Source organism: Micromonospora arida, from assembly GCF_042873195.1.
Classification (GTDB): domain Bacteria; phylum Actinomycetota; class Actinomycetes; order Mycobacteriales; family Micromonosporaceae; genus Micromonospora; species Micromonospora arida.
This window is the reverse complement of record NZ_JBIALC010000013.1, coordinates 101,210-121,981: the sequence shown is the minus strand read 5'-3', so window position 1 is coordinate 121,981 and position 20,772 is coordinate 101,210. Positions and strand designations below refer to the sequence as shown.

General features: G+C 72.9%; 18 protein-coding genes. 9 read left to right on the top strand and 9 right to left on the bottom strand.

All coding sequences use genetic code 11. From position 1 onward, the window contains the following. Window positions 1-14: 14 nt before the first annotated feature. Complete coding sequence (locus ACFYP0_RS28535) at window positions 15-377, bottom strand: Dabb family protein (RefSeq protein ID WP_279635830.1); 363 nt, start codon at window positions 375-377, stop codon at window positions 15-17. Here ACFYP0_RS28535 and ACFYP0_RS28530 point away from each other — a divergent pair. From ACFYP0_RS28530 to ACFYP0_RS28490, 9 genes are read left to right on the top strand one after another with little or no spacing between them, the layout of a single operon-like run. Beyond that, window positions 370-2,010: a nitrilase-related carbon-nitrogen hydrolase gene (locus ACFYP0_RS28530; RefSeq protein WP_386998209.1), complete on the top strand. Its 1,641-nt coding sequence runs from the start codon at window positions 370-372 to the stop codon at window positions 2,008-2,010. The genes ACFYP0_RS28535 and ACFYP0_RS28530 overlap by 8 nt on opposite strands. A 3-nt stretch (window positions 2,011-2,013) precedes the next feature. Then, complete coding sequence (locus ACFYP0_RS28525) at window positions 2,014-2,820, top strand: oxidoreductase (RefSeq protein ID WP_357006554.1); 807 nt, start codon at window positions 2,014-2,016, stop codon at window positions 2,818-2,820. Beyond that, window positions 2,817-3,806 (top strand): alpha/beta hydrolase family protein, encoded by a 990-nt coding sequence (locus ACFYP0_RS28520; protein WP_386998207.1) that lies wholly within the window; start codon window positions 2,817-2,819, stop codon window positions 3,804-3,806. Before ACFYP0_RS28525 ends, ACFYP0_RS28520 begins: the two co-directional genes overlap by 4 nt. Before the next feature lie 6 nt (window positions 3,807-3,812). Beyond that, a complete protein-coding gene (locus tag ACFYP0_RS28515; protein ID WP_357006560.1) occupies window positions 3,813-5,081 on the top strand; it encodes an aromatic ring-hydroxylating dioxygenase subunit alpha in 1,269 nt (422 codons plus the stop codon). Continuing rightward, a complete protein-coding gene (locus ACFYP0_RS28510; protein ID WP_386998204.1) occupies window positions 5,078-5,800 on the top strand; it encodes a hypothetical protein in 723 nt (240 codons plus the stop codon). Before ACFYP0_RS28515 ends, ACFYP0_RS28510 begins: the two co-directional genes overlap by 4 nt. After that, window positions 5,793-6,806 (top strand): hypothetical protein, encoded by a 1,014-nt coding sequence (locus ACFYP0_RS28505; protein ID WP_386998203.1) that lies wholly within the window; start codon window positions 5,793-5,795, stop codon window positions 6,804-6,806. The genes ACFYP0_RS28510 and ACFYP0_RS28505 overlap by 8 nt, the downstream gene beginning before the upstream one ends. Next, window positions 6,803-7,651 (top strand): SDR family NAD(P)-dependent oxidoreductase, encoded by an 849-nt coding sequence (locus ACFYP0_RS28500; RefSeq protein WP_386998201.1) that lies wholly within the window; start codon window positions 6,803-6,805, stop codon window positions 7,649-7,651. The genes ACFYP0_RS28505 and ACFYP0_RS28500 overlap by 4 nt, the downstream gene beginning before the upstream one ends. Further along, complete coding sequence (locus ACFYP0_RS28495) at window positions 7,648-8,331, top strand: hypothetical protein (protein WP_386998198.1); 684 nt, start codon at window positions 7,648-7,650, stop codon at window positions 8,329-8,331. Before ACFYP0_RS28500 ends, ACFYP0_RS28495 begins: the two co-directional genes overlap by 4 nt. Beyond that, window positions 8,328-9,071, top strand: coding sequence for a maleate cis-trans isomerase family protein (locus ACFYP0_RS28490; RefSeq protein ID WP_386998196.1), 744 nt, complete (start codon window positions 8,328-8,330; stop codon window positions 9,069-9,071). Before ACFYP0_RS28495 ends, ACFYP0_RS28490 begins: the two co-directional genes overlap by 4 nt. 17 nt (window positions 9,072-9,088) lie before the next feature. Here ACFYP0_RS28490 and ACFYP0_RS28485 read toward each other — a convergent pair whose 3' ends face one another. The 8 genes from ACFYP0_RS28485 to ACFYP0_RS28450 form a co-directional block, all read right to left on the bottom strand. Continuing rightward, window positions 9,089-9,988, bottom strand: a complete 900-nt coding sequence (locus ACFYP0_RS28485) for a hypothetical protein (protein ID WP_386998194.1) — start codon at window positions 9,986-9,988, stop codon at window positions 9,089-9,091. A gap of 138 nt (window positions 9,989-10,126) precedes the next feature. Then, a complete protein-coding gene (locus ACFYP0_RS28480; protein WP_386998192.1) occupies window positions 10,127-11,500 on the bottom strand; it encodes a hypothetical protein in 1,374 nt (457 codons plus the stop codon). Continuing rightward, window positions 11,497-12,270 carry a neocarzinostatin apoprotein domain-containing protein gene (locus tag ACFYP0_RS28475; RefSeq protein WP_355495040.1) on the bottom strand — a complete coding sequence of 258 codons (774 nt, stop codon included), beginning with the start codon at window positions 12,268-12,270 and terminating at the stop codon, window positions 11,497-11,499. Before ACFYP0_RS28475 ends, ACFYP0_RS28480 begins: the two co-directional genes overlap by 4 nt. Next, a complete protein-coding gene (locus ACFYP0_RS28470; protein WP_386998190.1) occupies window positions 12,267-15,077 on the bottom strand; it encodes an ABC transporter permease subunit in 2,811 nt (936 codons plus the stop codon). The genes ACFYP0_RS28475 and ACFYP0_RS28470 overlap by 4 nt, the downstream gene beginning before the upstream one ends. Further along, complete coding sequence (locus ACFYP0_RS28465) at window positions 15,074-17,164, bottom strand: ABC transporter ATP-binding protein (protein ID WP_386998188.1); 2,091 nt, start codon at window positions 17,162-17,164, stop codon at window positions 15,074-15,076. The genes ACFYP0_RS28470 and ACFYP0_RS28465 overlap by 4 nt, the downstream gene beginning before the upstream one ends. Further along, a complete protein-coding gene (locus ACFYP0_RS28460) occupies window positions 17,151-18,509 on the bottom strand; it encodes an ABC transporter substrate-binding protein (protein WP_386998186.1) in 1,359 nt (452 codons plus the stop codon). The genes ACFYP0_RS28465 and ACFYP0_RS28460 overlap by 14 nt, the downstream gene beginning before the upstream one ends. Then, a complete protein-coding gene (locus ACFYP0_RS28455; RefSeq protein ID WP_386998184.1) occupies window positions 18,506-19,708 on the bottom strand; it encodes a hypothetical protein in 1,203 nt (400 codons plus the stop codon). The genes ACFYP0_RS28460 and ACFYP0_RS28455 overlap by 4 nt, the downstream gene beginning before the upstream one ends. Then, entirely contained in the window at window positions 19,705-20,733 is a 1,029-nt protein-coding gene (locus tag ACFYP0_RS28450) for a WxL protein peptidoglycan domain-containing protein (RefSeq protein ID WP_386998182.1), read from the bottom strand. Before ACFYP0_RS28450 ends, ACFYP0_RS28455 begins: the two co-directional genes overlap by 4 nt. Window positions 20,734-20,772: the final 39 nt, after the last annotated feature.

Below are 20,772 nucleotides of genomic sequence, written 5' to 3'. Positions count from 1 at the left end.
GTCGAGCGCTGCCGTCAGTAGTCGACGACGACGCGGGCCGCGAGGCGCGGCTTGAGCCAGCCCGCCACCTCCAGGTGGGCGGGGTGGGACTGGTAGGCGCGCAACGCGTCCACGTCGGTGTGTGTGCTGATCATGCACAGGTCGTAGGAGACCGGGGTCCGCAGCGTGTCCAGGGCGACGGTCAGCGTCGCGATCTCATCAATTGTGCTGGCCAGACCTTCCAGCAGCGACCTCGCCTTGGCAGCATCGGCCGCATCGTCGAACTTCATGAGTACCACGTGCGTAAACACCTGTTCTTCCCCCTGTTCCCCGGCGTCGCCCGAGTGTATGTTCTGGAAACAGCGTTTCGCCAGGGGAACCGGAGCGGGAATGACCATAAGGGTTGCCGCCGTACAGTTCGAGGCCGGCCAGGACATCGGGGCCAATCTGGCCACCTGCCTGCGCCTGGTCACCGACGCCGCCCGACAGGGCGCACAGCTCGTGGTGCTACCCGAGTTCTGCAACCATCTGGCCTGGTACACCGACCGCGCCCAGGCGCACGCCCTGGCCACCCGGCCGGGCGACGATTTCCTCACCGCGATCTCCGCGAGCGCCGCCGAGCATCGGGTGTACCTCAAGATCAATGTCACGCACGCCTATCCCGATGGACGCACCGGCGGCACCAACTTCCTCTTCGGCCCGGACGGGGCGCTGCTCGGCAGCTGCGACAAGCAGGTCCTCATGGGCGCCGAGAACGACCACCTCGACCCGGCGACCGAGGTCGGACCGGTGCTCGACACCCCGATCGGCCGGCTCGGCATGTACGCCTGCATGGAGGGCGTCATTCCCGAGACCACCCGCGGGCTCACGCTGCGCGGTGCCCAGGTGCTGCTCAACAGCCTGAACTCGTTCGCCACCGATGAGGCCGCGCTGCACATTCCGGTGCGGGCCGCGGAGAACCGGGCCTGGGTGATCGCCGCCAACAAGGTCGGCCCGCTGCTGCCCGCCGAGCATCTGCCGGCCATGAGCCGCGGCCTGGGCGTGCCGGAGCAGTGGCTGCACGGGGCCGGCGAGTCGCAGATCGTCGCACCGGACGGCACGGTGCTGGCGAAGGGGCCGCGTACCGGTGAGGCCGTCGTCATCGCCGACATCGCTCCGGAGCGCGCCGACGACAAGCACCGCCCGGACGGCAGCGACATCCTCGCGGCCCGCCGGCCGGAACTCTACGGCCCGCTCGGGGACGTGCCGACCGGCCGCCGCCGGCCGCCCAGCGCGCCGAGCCTGCCGGTCGCCGTGGTCCGTCCGCGGGACCCGGGCCAGGCGGCCGACCTGCTCGGCACGTCGGTCACCGAAGGCGCTCTGCTCGCCGTGCTCGCCGAGGACGCCCTCGGCGCCCACGTCGGGCCGGCCGAGGTGGCCGCGACGCTGGCACCGGCGCTGCGCGGCACCGACGGGTACGCAGTGGCCACCGCTCGCAGCGCCGACGGCCCGGTCGGGCTGCTCATCGGCCCGGACGGCGTGGTCGGCGAGCAGCCACAACTGCATCGGGCCGGCGCGGCCCGCGACGCCGCGCGGCCCGGCGGGGCGCTGCGCACCTTCGACCTGCCCTGGGGGCGGCTGGCGATCGTGGTCGGCGACGACGCGATCTTCCCGGAGACGTTCCGGCTCGCCGCGCTCGCCGACGCCGATGTGGTCGCCGTGCCGTTCACCCCTCGCGAGCCCTGGGAGCTGGCGCTGGGCCTGCCGGAGCGGGCCGCGGAGAACCGGCTCAACGTGATCGCCGCCGGGCCCCTCGGCACGGGCGCCGCGGTCTTCGCCCTCAGCGCCGACTTCACCCTCTGGACCACCTGGGCCGGGCCGTTCACCGGCCGGATCAGCAGCCCGCTGCGCACCGACATCGCCGCCGACCGGTTCGTCACGCATGCCGTCGTGGCCCCGGCGCAGGCGGCGAACCGGCTCGTCTCCCGCCGAACCGACCTCGTCGACGGCCGCCCGTGGCGGCTCGTCCAGGCCCTTACCGAAAGGCGCTGACCCGTGGCCGACACCTTGAAAAACGTCGAGGAGATGCTCGACGACTCCCCCACTGTCGACGTCCACGAGACGTTCCACCGGTACCAGGCACTCCTGGGTGAGCTGAAGGCCAAGATCACCGCACGGTTCGCGCTGACCCGCGACCCGTCCACCGAGCCGCTGGAGAACTACGGGGACTACCCGAACGGACCGGGCGGCTCGCTCGCCGCGTACACCGGGCCCGAGGTCGACTGGCTCGTGCACTCCTGGCTGGGCAACCCGGGTGCCAGCTTCGCCAACCTGCACCTGACGTGCTGGCTGGGCCCGCAGGTCAGGGTGCCGCACCTGGGGTTGGCCCTGCTGGTCTGGCCCGGCGGCTGGTTCTACGTCGACTCGGTGCCCCGGGTCAACATGGTCGAGCACGGCGACTACTACGACCGGTACTACGAGCCGGCCAACGAAGAGTGGCTGCAACTGCGCAACGACCCGGCGTTCGACTACTTCGTCAGCCGGGCCGGGTTCATCCGGGCCAGCCTGTCGCCGACGGCGTACTGCTACTCCTTCGACCGCAGCCCGGAGAACATCGAGAAGGTCAGCCAGGTGACCCACGCCCACGTCGACCGCTGGCTGCGCTGGGTCGACGAGGCCGAGCCGGTGCCGGCCGAGGAGCGGGCCGCGCTCGCCGAGACCGATCTGCGGATCCGCCGCAACATCGCCGACCGCGACCCGGCGAACGTGATGGGCGTGCGCTACTTCGGCGAGGAGACCACCAACCAGCTCGTCCGCGCACTCTGGGGCGGCGACCGCGAACTCCCCCGGCCGTCGGCATGAGCGGTGGGCAGGAAGGCGGTGTCCGGTCGGTCTGGTCGGCCGTACGCGTCCCCGGCGCGCCGGCACCGTTCGACACCGCGCACCTGCGGGTCTACTACCCGGCCCGGCCCACCGGCTCGGACGCCGAGCGGCTCAGCGGGGTGCTGGCGGCCGACCCGGCCGGCGCCCCGTACCCGGTGGTCCTGCTGGTCTCCGGCGTCAACGTCGGGCAGGACGCCTACCGCTGGCTGGCGGTGGAACTGGCCGCCCGGGGCGTCATCGCGGTGACCTACGACTGGGTCGGAGTGCTCTTCGCCGGCCTGCACGGGATCACTCCCGGCGTCGACCTGGACGCGGCCCGGCCGGACGGCTACGGCAGCCGACCGACCAGCCCGTCGCTGCGCCCGGTGCTCGACGCGCTGGCGCAGCTCACCGGGCCGCTCGACGGGTTGCTCGACCTCGACCGGGTGGCGCTGGTGGGTCACTCGGCCGGCGGTACGGTCGCCCTGCAGTCGGCGCGGTTCCTGCCCGAGGTCCGTGCGGTGGCCAGCTACGGGGCGCACACCATGGTGGCGACCATGCTCGGTTGGCCGGCCGGCACCGTGCTGCCGGCCCAGGTGGACTGCCCGGTCATGCTGCTCGCCGGCACCCACGACGGCGTGATCAACGGCTCGGCCGACCGGTACGGCGAGGACGCGGCCACCCGCGCCGACCCGATCACCCGCACCTTCGACGAGGCGCTGCCCGACGCGGGCGGCGCCAACCTGCTGGTGCGGCTGGCCGGCGCCAACCACTTCGGCATCGTGCACCCGCTCGATCCCACCTCGGCGCGCGCCTTCCTCGACGAGGAGGCGACCGCCGACCCGGAAGCCACCCGCGCGCTCCTGGTCGACCTGCTGTCCGGGTTCCTCGCCGTCCACCTTCGCGGCGAACCGGCCGACGGCTTCGACCGATTGCTGGCACAGCTCGGCACCACCTCTTCGATCGCCTCGTTCCGTCGGAGGTAAGCCACCATGCTCAAGAACTTCTGGTACGCGGTCGAGTTCTCCGACCGGGTCACCACCAAGCCAGCCCGGATCACCGTGCTCGGCCAGTACCTGGCCCTCTACCGCACCCCGCGCGGGCGCGTGGTGGCCCTGTCCGACCTGTGCGTGCACCGGGGCGCGGCGCTCTCCGGCGGCTCGACGGCCGGCGAGAACATCGTCTGCCCGTATCACGGCTGGGAGTTCGAGCCGGGTGGGGCGTGCACGAAGATCCCGGCGAACCAGCCCGGCCGGGGCATCCCGAACAAGGCCCGGGTCGACTCGTACCCCGTGCAGGAGCGCTACGGCTTCGTCTGGGTCTTCATGGGCGACCTGCCCGAGGCCGAGCGACCGCCGATCCCGGTCTGGCCGGAGTTCGACAACCTTGTGGAGAACGGTGGCAAGTTCCGCGCGGTGACCGGCGAGTTCCTGTGGAAGGCCAACTACGAGCGGATCCTGGAGAACGGCTGCGACATCGCGCACGCGCCCTTCGTGCACGGCGGCGCATTCGGCAACCCGCAGAAGCCCGAGGTTCCCGAGTACGAGCTCGAAATGCCCGACGAGTGGTCGGCGTTCGCCACGGTCAGCCTGCACCCGCCGCGCTCCAAGGGCCTCTGGTCGCTGGTCAACCGCAACAACGCGGACCTGGCCAACCGCCCGCCGGTGGTCACCTCGGCCGGTTGGATGCTGCCCAACATGATCAAGCTGCACGTTCGGCTGCCGATCGGCGAGCTGATCATCTACGACACCAACATCCCGGTGGACGAGACGACCACGCTGGTCAAGTGGGTCGCGCTACGCACCTTCTTCACCGGGACGTGGGCCAACCGCAACGCCGTACAGCGCGTCCTCAAGATCTTCTACCAGGACGCCGAGGTGGTGAACAACGTCCGCCCCGAGCTGCTCCCGTTCGACCTCGGCGCGGAACTGCACGTCAAGAGCGACCTCATCGCGGTGCACTACCGGCGACGCCGCCAGGAGCTGGCCGAACGAGGCTGGATGCTCTCCGACGCCGACCGGATCACGGGCGACGTGCCGCGCCGGGAGGCGACCGTCATCCCCTCGCCGGCCCGCCGGGAGAACCCGGAGCTGGCCCGCGCCTGGGTGCACAAGGCCAAGGGCGACCACCCGACCGTGGCGGAGTCGCAGCGGATCGGGCTCAAGCGCATCACCGAGGAAGAGGGCGCCGACGCCGCCGCAGGAGCCGAGGCGCAGGCGGGCCCCACCAGCAGCGCGACGACGACGAAGGAGCAGGCATGAGTCTCCCGCTGGAACTCTGCGAGAACGCGGTGGCCCACCTGACCGCCCGGCACCCGCTCACCGCGGTCATCGACGAGCCGCTGAGCAGCCCGATGTCGCCCGACCCGGTGGGTGCGCTGCGGGTCTGGCAGGGCGCACCCGGCCAGCCGGTGGCCAAGGTGGTCTACGTCGGGCTGGTCGTTCCGATGATCCGCCTCGACAGCCACATGGTCTTCGCCTTCACCGCCGCCGACAGCGCGGTCCCGCACTTCACCCTGGACTCGGTGTACGGCGGCGACTACTACGCCTACCACCTCGACCTGATTCCCCGGGCCGAGCTGAGCAGCCACCTGCCCTACCTGGACGCGGCGTACCAGCCACTCAGCACGGTCTTCACCGAGGCCAGCGCGATGGACGGGCTGAGCCGGGCCGACATCGGGCCCCGCCAGTGCGCGCTGATGTCGCCGTGGATGCTGGTCGGCCGGGCCACCGAGGAGGCGTTCCGGAAGATCGGAACCGCCGTGTCCGCGTACGCCGAGCACTGGTCCGCGCTGGTCACCGACGGCCTACCGGCCGACGTCGTGGCCGGCCTGGCCGACACCGATTTGGCCGCCCGGGACACCGCCGTGCGGGTCAACCTGTTCAGTCCCGACGTCGACCCGGTCTGGGCCCGGGTCACCCGGCTGATCGGCGAGCCGGCGACCGACCGGATCCGGGCGGAGCTGATCGGCAATGGGTGAACCGACCGCACCGGCCCCCGCACCGGCCCCCGCACCGGCGGCCGCCGAACCGAGCGAGTGGCAGCAGCGGATCGCCGGCGAGTGGCACGGCCGGCCGTCGCTGTTCACCGCCACCGGCGTCTGGCAGGGCTTCGAGAAGATCCGCCGCTCGTCGGTCTTCGCCGACGGCGTCACCACGTACTTCATGGACGGCGGGCTGGTCGGCGGGGGCGAGCTGGCCGGGCGCTACCGGCTGGGCGCGCCGTTCGCCTTCGGCGTCATCGACTCCGACGCCGACCGGGTCTACACCGGCCCCGACTTCTTCGGCACCGGCCAGCCGTACGGCTCCTTCGTGGACTCGCACTACTACGGCCCCGGCTGGCAGGTCGACCTGAACACCTGGAATCAGGTGCTGCCCGACGGCGAGACGCAGGTCTACTCGTCGATGCTCTACCAGGGCTGGACGGTGGTGGGCTGCTTCAACGGCGTCTACACCCGAAGCTTCGACTACGACACCAACCCGGACACCCGCGAGCGGGTGGCGCGGTTCCTGTCCGCCGAGGAGCGGCGCGGTCCGGTGCCGTACATCCTGCCGACCAAGCAGGCCGGCGCGTTCACCGGTAGCTGCGCGCTGTGGGGCGCCGACCAGCAGCTGCGCGGCGAGGTCGCGGTGCGCCTCGGCCTGGAGCCGATCGACCTGCTGCGCACCCGGCGGGTGGTCAGCTGGGCCGGTGCTGGCCTGGACCGGCGGTACGCGGTCGAGCAGCGCCGCGACGGTGACCGGCTGTTCTTCGAGGGCCCCGACGCCTGGGGCAACGCGCAGGGCTTCGGCCGGGCCAGCTACCCGTCCTGGCACTTTCACGCCGACGGCGGCGACGTGTGGAAGGTCAAGGGCCGCGAGTTCGCCATCGACGCCGAACCGGGCATGTCCGCCGGCGGGCGCCTCGCCGTGGTGTACGAGTTGTTCCGGGGCAACGTACTGGACAGCGTCCTGCACGGCCTGCTCGCCTGGGAGCCAGCCGGATGACCGCGGTGGTGGTGACCGGCGGCACCCGCGGGATCGGTGCCGGCCTGGTACGCGCGCTGCTGGCCCGCGGCGCCCGGGTCGCGTTCTGCGGACGCAGCGCGGATTCGGTGGCAACGGCGCTTGCCACACTGCGTTCCGAAGCCTCGGTGCCGGCCGGAGCCGAGGTGCTCGGGGTACGTGCGGACGTCACCGACCGCGCCGACGTGTCCGTGCTCTGGTCGACGGCCGCCGAGGCGTTCGGCGGGGTCGACATCTGGATCAACAACGCGGGTACGAACCATGCCCGCCGCCCCCTGTGGGAGCTGCCGCCGGCAGAGCTGGACGGAGTGCTCGCGGCGAACCTCGGCGGGGTGGCCCGGGCCAGCGCGGTGGTGCTCGCCGCGATGATCGAGCAGGGTCGCGGCGCGCTGTGGAACATGGAGGGCTTCGGCTCCAACGGGCAGGCCCGGCCGGGGCTTACCGGGTACGGGGCATCCAAGCGCGCGGTCACCTACCTGACCGACGGGCTGGCCAAGGAGCTCGCCGCAGCCGGGGTCGCCGACAGGGTCACCGTGCACCACCTCTCCCCCGGCATCGTCGTGACCGACCTGCTCACCCACGACTACCCGCCGGACGAGCTGGCGAAGGCCAAGAAGGTCTTCAACATCCTCGGTGACCGGGTCGAGACGGTCACCCCGTGGCTGGCCGACCGGGTCCTCGCCGGGGGCCGCAACGGCAGCCGGGCCGCCTGGCTGACCAGCCGCAAGGCCGCCGCTCGGTTCGCCGTCGCCGGCTTCCGCAAGCGCGACCTCTTCGGCGAGTCCGTCAGCGGCCCCGCGGTGACCCGGCACGAGCACCTGTCGTGAACGGCAGCGACTACACAGTCGTCCTCGCGCTGGAGGACTTCGTGCCGACCGGTCTGGCGCTGGTCGGGTTCTGGATCCTGGCCGGCGTGACCGCCCGGGTCGTGCCGCGAGTGGGCCCGGTCGCCCGCGTCAGCGCCGTCCTGATCGGCCTCGGCGGCCTGGCCAAGTCGACCTGGAAGCTGCTGCTGGCCGGGTTCTCGATCGACCTGCCCTGGCTGGAGGCGGCGCTGTTCCCGCTGATGGCGATCGGCGCGGTCGGGCTGGTCTGGGGCCTGGCAAGCGCGCTGCGCGGGCTTAGCGTGCCGTGGTGGCCGTTCGCCGCCGTGCTGGCCGTGACCGCCGGCGTGGCCGCCGCGTACGCCATCTTCGCCCCCATCTTCGCCCTCGCCACCACGGGCGTGACCACCATCAGCGTTCTGGCCGCGGTCATCGCCGGCCGACGGCGCGCCTGGGGCGCGGTGGCGCTCTACGTCGCCGGGCTGGCCTGCGTACTGCTGCTGGTGCCGCTGCGCAACCATCCCGATCACGAGACGCTGGTCATGCAGTGGGTGGAACAGGGCACCAACACCCTCGGTCAGGCGGCGCTGCTGGCCGCGGCGTGGCTGACCGCGCGCGCCCACACGCTGGCCCCGGCCAGTCCCCACCCGACCCCCGCCCAGGAAGGAGCCGTGAGGTCATGACCGACGCGCTCGGCTGGCGCCGCAAGTTCGGCGTCATCGCCCCGTCGACCAACACCATCGTGGAGCCGGACTTCTACCGGATGACGGTGCCCGGGGTGACCGCGCACTTCTCCCGCATCCACATCCGTAACCAGGACCTGTCCAGCGACAGCAACTTCGAGAACCTCCTGACGCAGATCCGCGGTGAGATCGGCGCGGCCTGCGAGCGGGTGCTGACCTGCGAGCCCGACTACATGGTGATGGGGATGTCCGCCGAGACGTTCTGGGGCGGTGTCGAGGGCAACCGGGAATTTGTCGCCCAGATCAAGGCGGCCACCGGGCTGGAGGTGGCGACCGGGGCGGAGGCGTGCGAGCGGGCACTGCGCCTCTACGGCGCGCGCCGGATCGGCGTGGTGACGCCGTACCAACCGATCGGCGACACGAACGTCGTGCAGTTCTTCTCCGAGATCGGCTTCGAGGTGGCCGCGATCGAGGGGCTCAAGTGCCCGACCGCGGTCTCCATCGCCCACGTTCCGGAGGACGAGTTGCGCCGGGCGCTGCTGGCCGTGGACGGCCCGGACGTGGACGCCCTGGTCCAGTGCGGCACCAACCTGTCGATGGTCGGGCTGGCCGACGAGGCCGAACGCTGGCTCGGGAAGCCGGTGATCGCCATCAACGCGGCGACCTGGTGGATGGCGCTGCGCGAGAACGGGATCACCGACAAGGTGTACGGCGCCGGTTCCCTGCTGCGCGAACGCTGAGAAGGAGGTCACGATCCTCAAGGTGTCGATGTCGGGTAGACACGTCGCCTGTTGCTCGGCGTCGGGTTCGCCTTGGCCGGGGCCTCGGTGGTTTCCGGGGGTGGCGCCACAGCCGTCAAGGGCCCTGGGATGCCCAGCTCCTCTACCACCCGAATCCACTCCGCTGGTATCGCTTCCTCGGTCTGGAAGTTGTTCGGGTCTCCGCTCTTGTCCTGGCGCCACCGGTCGTTGCCGTCGACGGCCTTCTTCGGCATGTCGAAGGCGAGGACGAGCCCGCCCTCTCCGGCAACGTCGCGCAGGGTCGGCTCGTTGCGTTTTCTCCCCATGGCCCATTCGGTGTGCTGCCGGGCGTAGGAGAGCGCCATGTCGAAGTCGCGGGTGACGGTGTTCCAGCCCTGGTCCTTGCTCTCGCTGCCAATGTCGTGTCTCTCCCAGCGTTTGCAGCCGATGCCGCTGCCGGCCTTACCCGGCGTCAGGCCCGTGAGCTGGATGCCGTCGCCGTAGAAATTGCAACGGTTGGTGCCGTGGTAGAACCGGTACACCTCCGCGGGCGGCGGGCCCTGGGGCGGGTTCGCCAACCGCCACAGCCGTAGCTGCCGCCCGTTGTATGTCTGGAGTGCCTCCGCATCGCGCGTGTCCACATTTAGGTGCGCGAATGCCGTGGCCAACCGGTACAGGATCAGCTTGTCGGCGACGGTGGCGAGCCCTGGCTCGGCGTACTTCGTGGACAGGACGATCGTGTTGGTTTCCAGCAGGTGGTCGCTGCCGACGGGCGTGTCGAGAAGTGCCACGGTCAGCGGCGTGCCGTACGCGGTGGTGAGGGCCTTCACCACATCGGCGACCACCTGGTCGGCTGCGCACCAGTGCGTCAGGCGCGCGGTCAGGGCCTGTGCGGGGGATGGCTCGTTCGGCTGCACTCCGTAACGCTAGGCAGGACTGTTGCGATGCGTCAGCGGGAAGTCGCCAATCAGACGTGCGGAGAGACACCGGCGCTGTCGGGCGATACGCAACGGCGTGGGCCGGAAATACCTCCCCGGCCCACGCCATTTGCGGGCTCAGCTGCGCAGAATGCCGCGTCGCCTCGGCAGCACCACGACCAGACCGACACCGAGCAGGAGCGCCGCGCTCGACCAGAGCAGCATCAGCGTCGTCACGCCCCCCTCGCCCGTGGTCGGCAACGACCCACCACCGTCGCCGTTGCCACCGCCACCGCCTTCGCCCTCGTCGTCGGTTGCGGCCCGCGACTTCACCGTGAACTTGGCGACGATCGACGTCTCCTTCGGGCCGGTGACCGGGTCGGCGCCGGCGTTGCACTCGGTGTCGACCTGTGGGTGATCGAAGACGATGTTGCTGACCGTCAGACTGACCAGGCCCGCCCGCGAGGTGGTGTAGGTCCCGGTCAGCGTCGCGCCGGGCAGGGCGGCGTAGGCGTCGATCGCGCCGAACGCCGGGCCCCTCAGGTTCACCGTGCCGCTGCCCACCCCGCCGACCTTGACGGTCGCCTTGGGCACCAGATCACCGGCGCCGACGGGCACCGGTCCGCTCTTCGGGCCGGCCGAGAACTTCAGGCTCACCGTCACCTTGGCGCCCCGCCCGGGGTTGCTGGGCGACATGCTCAGCGTGTGCGTGGCGGTCCACGCCGAGAGGCTGCTCAGCGTCTTGCAGTTCAGCTTCACGCTCTTCGGGCCGAACGGTTGCGCCGGCGTGTCGACCTCGTCGGTTGCCGTCGGCGGGTCGTCCGTCGCCGGCGGCGGGAGCGACGGCGACGGTTTTGCGGAGGGCGACGGCGTTGCGGAGGCGGACGGGCTCGGCGGTGGGGTCGCGGTGCCGGTACCGCCGACGGTGAAGTTCTCCACGATGGAGGTCGGCACCGGTGCGGCCTTGTGGTCGCGGTCGCCGGCAGCCGAGCAGTGCGTCGTGGCCGAGGCGTTGGCGAAGGTGACCCGCCCGACGGTGAGCGTCGCCGCCCCGGCGGCGGCGGCGAAGTAGGTGCCGGTCGCGGTGATCGGGCCGAGCGGTTCCGCCGGGGCGACGGCCTGCGCGGGGTACGAGGACATCCGCAGCGTCGCGCTGCCGGAGAGCGAGCCGCCCAGGGCCAGCGTGACGTTCACCGGAACGTCACCGGCGTTCAGCCCCACCGGCCCGTTGTCGGGGCCGGTGGGCGCGGTGAGCGTGACGGTCACCGTGTCGCCGACCTTCGGCTCGGCCGGCGACTGGGTCAGGGTGAAGGTGTCCTGCCAGACCGTCGGCGAGCTGCCGGTACCGGCGTCGTTGAAGTACAGCCGGCAGCCCAGCGTCGCGGCCGTGGGACCGATCGCCGCGGCCGGTGGTGCCGCCCGGGCGGGGACCGCCGCCGGGATCGTCAGCAGCAGCGGGGCCAGGACGAGCGCGGGCGCTGCCATCCGGACGGGGAAACGACGTCGGGTCATGAGGACCTCCGGTTCCGGTAGGGCATCAGCACGAGCAGGCCGATGCAGAGCAACAGCAGGCCGGAGCCGACCAGCACGGTGACCGCGTACCGGTCCGGACCGGCGTTCACCGGGTTGGCGTTGACCAGCGTCGGGGCCGACGTGCCGGCGGCGCCCGCCGGCCCGGTCGAGGGTGAGGTGGTGGCGGCCGGCGTGGCCGAGGGCGCCGCCGGCGCGGGTGGGGTCGCGGACGGGGTTGCCGGTGCGGGCTTCTGCGCCGGCTTTTTGCCGAACGTCAACGTCACCGAGACCTTGTTGGCCTCGACCTGGTCGGCGTTGCCGCTCGTGGGCAGGATCTGCGCCGCGACCACGCACTCGCGCTTGGTGCAGTCGAACGCGCCGAACTTCTGGGCCAGCTTCAGGGTGACCGTGGGCAGCTTCCCGCTGCCGTCGGCGTTGACGAACGCGGCCCCGCCGGACAGGTTGCAGTCGGTCGGTCCCTTGAAACCGGCGACGCACTGACCGACGGCGATCTGCTTCAGGTTCGGGGTGAACCCCGAACCGTTGACGATGACCTGCTGCTTGTCCGTCAGCCCGGTGGTCGCGCTGACGGTGAGGGTCGGCGCGGCGAACGCGGCCGGGGGTGCCGCCACGACGGCGAGGCCGCTGCTGGTGGCGAGCAGGGCGGCGAGCGTGAGCGCCCGGCGGCGGAAGGTTCGCACGGCGATCTCCTGACAGGTTCGGCGCAGGCCGGCACGGGCAAGTGGCGGGGCGACGCGGAGCGGGCTCACGACGGCACCGTCGTACGTTGGGCGGGCACGCCGGAGCGGTTGACGGCGGCGTGGTCGGTACCGAGGTAGGAGCGGACCACGTCGGGGTGGGTGCGGACCTCCTGCGGGGTGCCGTCGGCGATGACCCGGCCGCCGTCCATCGCGACCAGCCGGTCGGCGAGCCGGGCGAGCAGCGGCAGGTCGTGCTCGATGATGACCATGGTGACCCCGAGTTCGTCGTGGATCCGGCGCAGCACCTCGCCCAGCGCGACGCCGTCGGTCTGGGACACTCCCGACGAGGGCTCGTCGAGCAGCAGCAGCGCCGGCTCCAGCGCCAACAGGCAGGTGATCTCGACGATCCGGCGGGTACCGGTGGACAGTTCCCCGACCAACCGATCGGCGAGCGGGGCCAGGCCCATCAGCGTGACGAGTTCCTCGGCCCGGCGGCGTTTGGCCTGGTCCGGGGCGGTGGCACCAAGAGCTGCGGCGACGAGGCTGGTCGGCGCGGTCCGTTCACCGGCCACCATGACGGTCTCCAGCACCGTCATGGTGGCGAAGAGCCGGGCGTCCTGGAACGAGCGCACCAGCCCGAGACCGGCCCGCCGCTGCGGCGACAGCCCGGTGACCGGGCGGCCGGCGAACAGGACCGCGCCCCGGTCCGGGCGGGTGAAGCCGGCAATGATTTCGAACAGGGTGGTCTTGCCGGCGCCGTTCGGGCCGATGATGCCGACCACCTCGCCGGCGGCGACGTCCAGGCTGGCCCCGGCGACGGCCCGCACGCCGCCGAAGGAGCGGGCCACCTCCCGTACCGAGAGCAGCGGCTCGCCGGTCGCCGCCGGCCGCAGCGGGACGGTGCGCGGCGGCAGTGTGATCGGGCCACCGGAGCTGGCGGCCTGCGTCGGCCCGGCCAGCTCATCGGCGGCGGACGGTACCGGTGCGTCGCGGCCGCGGGCGATCAGCCCGGCGATCCGGTCACGCAGCCACAGCACCGGCCCGCCGAGTCCGGCCGGCAGCGCGATCACCACGACCAGCCAGACCAGGGTCAGCGCGGCCTGGCCGATGATGTCCAGTTCCAGGAATCCGGGTACGCCGACGATCAGGAACGCCCCGAGCAGCGGGCCGCCCAGCAGCGTGATCCCGCCGACCACCACGGTGGCGACGACGTCGATGCTGGCCGAGGCCGGGAACGTGTTCACTGTGAGCTGGGTCTGCCCGTGGCCGATCACCGCCCCGCCGAGACCGGCGAGCGCGCCCGCGACCGCGTACGCCTGCAGGACCCGCACCGGCACCGCGACGGTGAACGCGCGGGCGGCGTCGGCGTTGTCGCGCAGCGCCACCAGGATCCGCCCGAAGGCACCGGCGCGCAGGTTGGCGGTGACCCACAGGCCGAGCAGCAGCGCCACCAGCGCGAACAGGTAGTAGTCGGTGGCCAGGTCGAAGGTGTGGCCGAGGATGCGCGGCTTGGGCACCTGCGCGCCATCGCCGAGCAGCCAACCCTGCCGCAGCAGGAACGTGCTGGTGGCCAGCGCGAAGGCGAGCGTGGTGACGGCGAGGGCGAGCCCACGCAGGCGCAGCGCCGGCACGCCGACCGCGACTGCGGCCAGCGCCGCCGCCGCGCAGCCGGCGAGGATCCCCAGGAACAGGTTGCCGGTCCGCACGGAGACCTGCACCGACACCGCGGCGCCGATGCCGGCGAACGCGAACTGGCCCAGGGACAGCTCGCCGGCCACGCCGGTGACCAGCCCGATCGACAGGCCGACCAGGGTGAAGCCGATGATCGCGATGAGCACCGAGGCGGTCTCATTGCTGATCACGAAGGCCAGCACGGCGGCGACGGTGAAGCCCACCCCGGCGACGACCCGGCCCAGGTTGCGCAGCAGCCAGACCCGCTGGTGCGCGGCGGGCAGTGGCGGCGCGCCGATCCGGCCCCAGCCGCCGTCCTCGCCGTCGCGGCGCGCGCGGGCCGGCTGGGCCAGCAGCGCGACCAGGATGACCCCGACCAGGGCCAGCTCGACGAGGCCCCCGCTGGACTGACCGGACAGCAGGATCTGCTCCCCCACCCCGATGCCCAGCGAGGCGCCGAACGCGATCGGGACGGAGGAGAACCGGGCGATCACCGCGCCGGCGAGGCCCCGCACCAGCAGGGCCGGGCCGAGCGACTCAATCGACTGGGTGCCCTGGGTTGGCGCCATGAGGATCGCCGAGAAGGCGGCCACAGCACCGGCGATCGACCAGGCCAGGGTCGCCATCCGGGCCGCGGTGACGCCGTTGAGGGTGGCCGCGTCGGGGGAGTCGGCGGCGGCCCGGATCGCCAGCCCGAACCTGCTGCGCTTGAGAAACATGGCGAGCCCGACCAGCAGCACCGGAGTGAGCAGCAGCATCGCGGTGAACGCCGGGCCGACCGGGGTGTTGCCGATGGTGAACGACGGCATGCCGGGCGGCGCCGGGAACGCCGGGCCGCTGGCCCCCGAGCTGTTCACCAGCAGGGCGAGCACGAGCACGAACTGGGACAGCCCGAGGGTGGCGATCATGCCGATCACCCGGGGCCGGTGCCGCAGCCGGCGCACCACGCTCAGCTCGATCGCGCCGGAGACCGCGGCGGCGGCGAGCATCCCGACCGGCAGGGCGAGCCAGTACGGCAGCACCCCGTCACCGACCAGCCGGCCGAGCACGGCGGCGCCGAACACCCCGACCGCGCCGTGTGCGAAGTTGACGAACCGGCTGGACCGGTAGACCAGCACCAGCCCGACCGCCAGCAGCCCGTACGTGAGGCCGGTGAACAGGCCCAGCACGATGCGGTCCGGGCCGACGTCGAAACCGCCGATCATCGGATCACCGCCCCGTCCACCGGGGTGACCTCCGACGCGGGCGCGTCCTGCGCCTGGGGCGCGGGCTCGGCGGCCTGCGCCTGGGGCGCGGGCTCGGCGGCCTCGGCTGGCGCGTGGCCGCCGAGCATCAGGGCCCGGACCAGGTCCGGTTGGCCGGCCAGTTCGCCCGCGGTGTGCTCGGCGACCATCGCACCCTTCTCCATGAAGTAGATCCGGTCGGCCAGCGACAGCGCCACATTGACGGACTGCTCCACCACCAGCACCGAGGTGCCCAACGCGTTGAGTCGGCGCAGCATCTCCAGCAGGCCGCCGACGACGACCGGGGCCAGGCCGAGCGACAACTCGTCGACCAGCAGCATCCGGGGGCGCTGGATCAGCGTCTTGGCGAGCACGAGCAGTTGCCGTTCACCGCCCGACAGGGTGGCGGCGACCTGGTCGCGCCGCTCGTAGAGGCGGGGGAAGACGGCGAACGACGCGTCGACCCCCCGGTGCACCGCGTCGCTGCGCCGGCCCAGCGCGTAGCCGTGCATGCGCAGGTTCTCGGTGACGGTGAGCGAGCCGAACACCGCCTGACCGACCACCGTGGACAATCCGAGCTCGATCCGGCGGGGCGCGGTCAGCGCGGTCACGTCGACCCCGCCGAGCCGGACCACCCCGGCGGCAGGGCGGTGCAGGCCGGAGAGCACCCGCAGGAACGTGGTCTTGCCGACCCCGTTCGGGCCGCAGATCGCCACCATCTCGCCGTCGCCGACGCGTACGGCCGCGTCGTAGAGCACCTGGACCGGACCGTACGCCGCGTCGATGCCGGAGCAGGAGAGAGCGGCCGGACGTGCGCCGCTGTGCCGTAGCCGGGCGACCTCCGCCTCGTCGGCGAGCACCCGGGCCAACCGTTCGGCGTCGGCGGCGGCGGTGCGCCGGACCCGTCGGGCGTAGCCGGCGCCGACCAGCACCGCCGCCGCGGCCACCGCCAACGCCGGACCTGCGCCGTACCGGGAATTGAGCAGGGTGAGCAGGCTGGCGCCGCCCAGGCCACCGGCCAGGGACAACACCGATGTCGCCGCTACGAACGCGGGGCGGGCGTCGGGGTGGAGCACCTCGGCGGCGATGCGTTCGCCCGAGACGGCGAGCGCGACCAGCGCACCGACGGCGACGGCCAGGCCGGATGCGAACAGCACGACGCCGACCGTGGCGGGGGTGGCCTCGACGAACAGGGCACCGGCGGCGACGAGCAACCCGGCCGGGGCTGCGGCGACGGCGAGGCGCAGCGCCCGCTCGCCGCGCAGGAGCACCGCAAGCGCGGCCCCGGCGAGCAGCGCGTCGCCGACGACTCCGACGGCGCCGCGCGGACCGAGGCCGAACCCGGTGCGCAGCACGTCGGCGGCGAAGACCAGCGCTCCGGGCAGGATCAGGCCGAGGCCGGCCTGGGCCAGCACGGCGGTACGCGCGGTGGGTGGGCGGGTGGCGTTGTCGAACAGGGTGCGGAGCGCCGGTGGCCAGCCGGCATCGCCCGGCAGTTCCGCGGCGGTCGCCCCGGCCAGCACGCCGAGCGCCGCGAGGACGCCCGCTGCCGCCCAGTGGTACCCGAATCCGCCTGCGGTGCCGCTGGCGAGCAGTGCGGCCAGGCCGAGCCCGTTCAGCAGCCCCACGTGCCAGTAGCGCAGGGCGGCCGTCGCGGCGGCGATCGCGCGGCCGGACACCACCAGGACCGCCCAGGGCAGTCCGAGCGCGGTGAGCGCGAGCAGCCCCGGCAGCGGGGCGGCCACGTTGACCACCAGCAGCAGCGCGGCGCCCAGCCCGGCGCCGGCGAGCAGCGCGGCGCGTACCGAATGGCGGTGCGGTACCCGCTGCACGACCGCGACGGTCGCGGCCGCGCCGACCACCGCGGAGGCGATCACCGCGGTCAGCACGCTGGTCAGGTCGACATCGAGACTCCGGGCGAGTCCCGCGGCGCCGAGCAGCGGCACCCCGGTCAGCAAGCCGCCGGCCGTACCCGCTCCCCAGCCCGCGCTACGGGAACGCCATGCCCTCGAACCGTCGCGGGCGGTGCCCGGCGCGACGCCGGGGCCGGTGTTGTCATCGGGTCGCAAAGGACACGTCCTCCCCGCGGTAGGTGAAGCAGGCGCAGCCGCTGTCGTAGCCGAACGCCCGGTAGCCGTTCGAGGCGGCGAACCGGCCCGGGCCGAGCCGCCCGGAGAATCCGGTGGCCGGCTGGAACTGCGTGTCGAGCCTGCCCACGGCCGCCAGCCACCGGTGCGCGTTGAGGTCCGCGCCGAGGTCCTTCGCGCCGGTCTGCAGCAGCAGGACCGCGTCGCAGTACGGGAAGGCCACGCGGGCGTTCTCGCGGGTGCCGAACGACTCCCCCGCTGCGGCGAAGATGCCCAGGCAGGCTCGTTCGGGGTCGGTGGCGGGGAAGGCGTACTCCCGGTCGGCGACGTCCTGGCTGGGGTTGAAGCCGATTCCCACCGCCCCGGTCAGTGCCTCGCGCGGAATGATGTCCGGGTTGCCGATCAGGAAGCTGGGATTGTCGTAGCTGGAGATGCCGTACCGGGCGGTGAAGCCCTGGGCGGAGGCGGAGGTGAGGAAGAAGGAGGCCAGCCTGGTCCCGCCGAGGAAGAAGACCCGCTCGACGCGTTTGGCCCGCAGGTCGACGGCGGCCTGGTTGAGCCCCGTGTTGAGGGTGCCCAGGTCGGTGGAGTCGATCCAGGCCACGGTCGGGGTGATGTCCCGCTGCTTCAGGTACGGCACCACGTGCTGCTCGTACATCGCCCGGTTGGCCGGTGCGTCGACCGCGACGATGCCCGCCTGCCGGGCACCGTCGAAGAAGCCCTGCGCGGCCAGCGCCGGCAGGTACGCGCGCACGAAGTCGTCGTACGCGGGATAGGCCGGGGCGAACAGGTATGGCGCGAGGCGCTCGTTCGTCGCCTGGTCGATGGTGATCAGGGTGGCGTCGAGCACCAGGGTGTGCCGCTGTGCGTAGCAGGGGCGGGCGTTGGCCTGCAACTGGCCGGTGAGCACGACCGCGAACGCGCGGTCGTCCTGGGTGATCTGGTTGCAGAGCTTCTCCTCGGCGGCCGGCGAGTCGTCGCTCGCCTCGTAGTTGCGGAAGATCGCTCGCATCCGCCGGCCGGCGATGCCGCCGTTGGCGTTGACGTGGCTTTCCAGCGCCCGCATCTGGCGTACCGGGTCGCCGGTTGAGGCGGTGTTGAACCCGGTCAGGTTCGCCGTCCTGGTCAGGTCGGTGCCGACGAACACGACGGTGACCGCGTCGGCGGTGACGCCGGGCCCGACGCCGGTGCCGTCGGCGCCGCCCACTCCGGGCAGCACCGCGCCGCAGCCGACGAAGGCGAGCAGCGCGGCGACGGTGGCGACGGCCGCCCGTACCGTCAGGGCCCGGTCCCAGCCGGTGGTGTGGGTGCCAGGATCGCGGCTCATCGAGGGCTCCCGAGGTAGGTGTCGAGCGCGGCCAGATCGATCACGGCGGCGGCGCTCTGGTTGCCGGCGCGTGCTCCGGCCGGCGTGGCCGCGCCTGGGCGGGCGGCGAGCACCGCGTCGAGGGCGGTGAGGTCGATGACGGCGGTGCCGGCGGTGCCGGCGGCCTCGGTGCCGGATCCGTTCGGCAGTCCGGCGTCGCCGAGCAGGTCCCGCAGCGCGGCGACGCTCAGGTGGGCGTTGGCCCGTCGACGTAACCGGCCGGCGCCGGGAGCGTCGTCGAAGACGAGGTACGCCCCGAGTGAGCCGACCCGCACGACGGACGGCAGCAGCGTGCCGGTCGGGGCGGCGGCCATCGCGGGCAGCGGCGGGCGGTCGCGGCGGGCGGCGATGCGGCGGGCGACGCCCACGATGATCAGCGTCCCGCCGAGCAGGTGCACCAGGAACAGGCCCCATGGGTACGTCCGGAGCGTCGCCTCGGCCGGTCCGAACCCGCCCAGGTCGGCCTGCACGGTGTACCGGCCGAACGCGGCGAACGGGGTGGTGACGGGTATCCGGTAGGTGCGTGTCTCGCCCGGCCGGATGCCGCCGGTGCCGGGCGTGCTGATCCGGTCGCCGCCGCCGTCGCGGCCGATCCGGACGTTGAGGGGCGGGTTGGGCAGCGGGTGCGGCCCGGGGTTGTGCACGGTGTAGACGAGGGTTCGGGTCGCGGCGGCGCCGAAGAGGCTCCGCCAGCCCGGTCGGCCGGCGATCCTCGCCTCGACCAGGTCGAGGCGGACCGGGGCGGTCGAGACGGTGGGGGTCTCCCCCATGGCGTGCCCGGTGAGTTCCAGCGGCGCGTCGACCTGGCCGCGCGCGGTGCCGCCGACGAGCGTGGCGTGCACGACGCACGGGCAGGGCACCGGCGGGGTGCCGAGCACGAGTTGCACCGCGAAGGTGCCGTCCGGGCGCACCGGAACGGCCAGGGCGGCCCGTGTGTCGCAGGAGGCCGAACCGCCGACGGCGAGTTGCCCGCAGGTGACGAGCTGGACCAGTGCGCCGCCGGGCCAGCCGGTGCCGCTCACCCCGAGCCGGTCGCCCGGTGCCGCCGCCGGGGCGGCGAGGGTCAGTCCCTCCGCTGCCCGCGCCGGCCCGGTGGGCAGTGCCAGCCCGATGACCAACCCGCACACGACGGCGGTCAGGGTGCGCCCGATCCTCGTCATCCGACCTCCGCGTGCGCGCGGACGCGTCGGACGCCCCGGGGGCGGGCCACCTGGGCGCGGCGGCGCCTGCGCCAGGCCACGACTACGGCGGCGATCAGCGCGGCGAGTGCGGCGACGCCGGTCCAGGAGACGACGACGGTACGGGTGGTCCGCACCGTGAGCACGCCGCCGTCGGCCTTCGCCGTCACGGTGGCGGTGACGAGGTCGACCGGCCACAGCCCGGTGAACCGGGTACGCATCCGCGACTCGGCGCCCGGAACCAGGTCGAGCTGTGGGGTGGCGCCACGCTGGTGGATCCGGTGTCCGAACATGCCGGAGGCGGTGACCGTGATGGTGGGGGCGAGGCGCAGGTTGCCGGTGTTGGCCAGGGTGTATTCCAGGGCACCGTCGACCGGCGTGGGCAGCCAGGGCGTCGGGTGGTCCAGATCCAGGTCGGCGAGGTTGAGGCCGGGCGTCTCCGGCCCGGCCACCCGCAGGTAGATGCGGGCGCCGACGGCCCGCTGCACCGCGACGGCGACGCCGTTCTGCTCGCTCCGACCGCCCGGAACGGACTCCATCGCGACGATGCCGCCGATGTGGTCGCCGGGGCTGGCGTTCGTCGGGATGGTGATGGTGAACGGGATGTCGGCCTGTGCCTTGGGCGGGAGCACCACGGTGCCGGCGCCGACCACCGTCCACACCCCGATGTCCGCCTGCTTCTCGGTGAGCTGGCGCAGCGCGAACCCGCCGTCGCGGGCGGTGTTGTAGGCATCCGAGCCGTACACGGTGAAGGTGCGCTCGGTGTCGGTGCGGTTGATCACCCGCACGGAGTCGGTGAGGGTCCGGCCGGCGGGTGACTCGAGGAAGAAGTAGAGCCGGGGGGTGGGTCCGGCGTTGGCCGGCGGGGTGGGCACGACGGCCCACTCGCCGTTGTCCGCCGCCGCGGCCGGCCCGATCGGGACGACGGTCAGCGTGACAGCGGCGACGGCGGCGGCGAGGGCTGCCGCGCCGGTGCGGAGGCGGCGTGGCCAGAGGGGGTGACGCACGCGGTTCCACCCTTCGACTGGTCGGTGTGGGGGCGGCCG

What these genes read in the sequence shown, in the direction of transcription:
- ACFYP0_RS28530 (WP_386998209.1), top strand. Translation starts at nt 370, where the DNA reads ATGACCATAAGGGTTGCCGCCGTACAGTTCGAGGCCGGCCAGGACATC.
- ACFYP0_RS28535 (WP_279635830.1), bottom strand. Translation starts at nt 377, where the DNA reads ATGGTCATTCCCGCTCCGGTTCCCCTGGCGAAACGCTGTTTCCAGAAC.
- ACFYP0_RS28520 (WP_386998207.1), top strand. Translation starts at nt 2,817, where the DNA reads ATGAGCGGTGGGCAGGAAGGCGGTGTCCGGTCGGTCTGGTCGGCCGTA.
- ACFYP0_RS28515 (WP_357006560.1), top strand. Translation starts at nt 3,813, where the DNA reads ATGCTCAAGAACTTCTGGTACGCGGTCGAGTTCTCCGACCGGGTCACC.
- ACFYP0_RS28510 (WP_386998204.1), top strand. Translation starts at nt 5,078, where the DNA reads ATGAGTCTCCCGCTGGAACTCTGCGAGAACGCGGTGGCCCACCTGACC.
- ACFYP0_RS28505 (WP_386998203.1), top strand. Translation starts at nt 5,793, where the DNA reads ATGGGTGAACCGACCGCACCGGCCCCCGCACCGGCCCCCGCACCGGCG.
- ACFYP0_RS28500 (WP_386998201.1), top strand. Translation starts at nt 6,803, where the DNA reads ATGACCGCGGTGGTGGTGACCGGCGGCACCCGCGGGATCGGTGCCGGC.
- ACFYP0_RS28490 (WP_386998196.1), top strand. Translation starts at nt 8,328, where the DNA reads ATGACCGACGCGCTCGGCTGGCGCCGCAAGTTCGGCGTCATCGCCCCG.
- ACFYP0_RS28480 (WP_386998192.1), bottom strand. Translation starts at nt 11,500, where the DNA reads ATGACCCGACGTCGTTTCCCCGTCCGGATGGCAGCGCCCGCGCTCGTC.
- ACFYP0_RS28470 (WP_386998190.1), bottom strand. Translation starts at nt 15,077, where the DNA reads ATGATCGGCGGTTTCGACGTCGGCCCGGACCGCATCGTGCTGGGCCTG.
- ACFYP0_RS28460 (WP_386998186.1), bottom strand. Translation starts at nt 18,509, where the DNA reads ATGAGCCGCGATCCTGGCACCCACACCACCGGCTGGGACCGGGCCCTG.
- ACFYP0_RS28455 (WP_386998184.1), bottom strand. Translation starts at nt 19,708, where the DNA reads ATGACGAGGATCGGGCGCACCCTGACCGCCGTCGTGTGCGGGTTGGTC.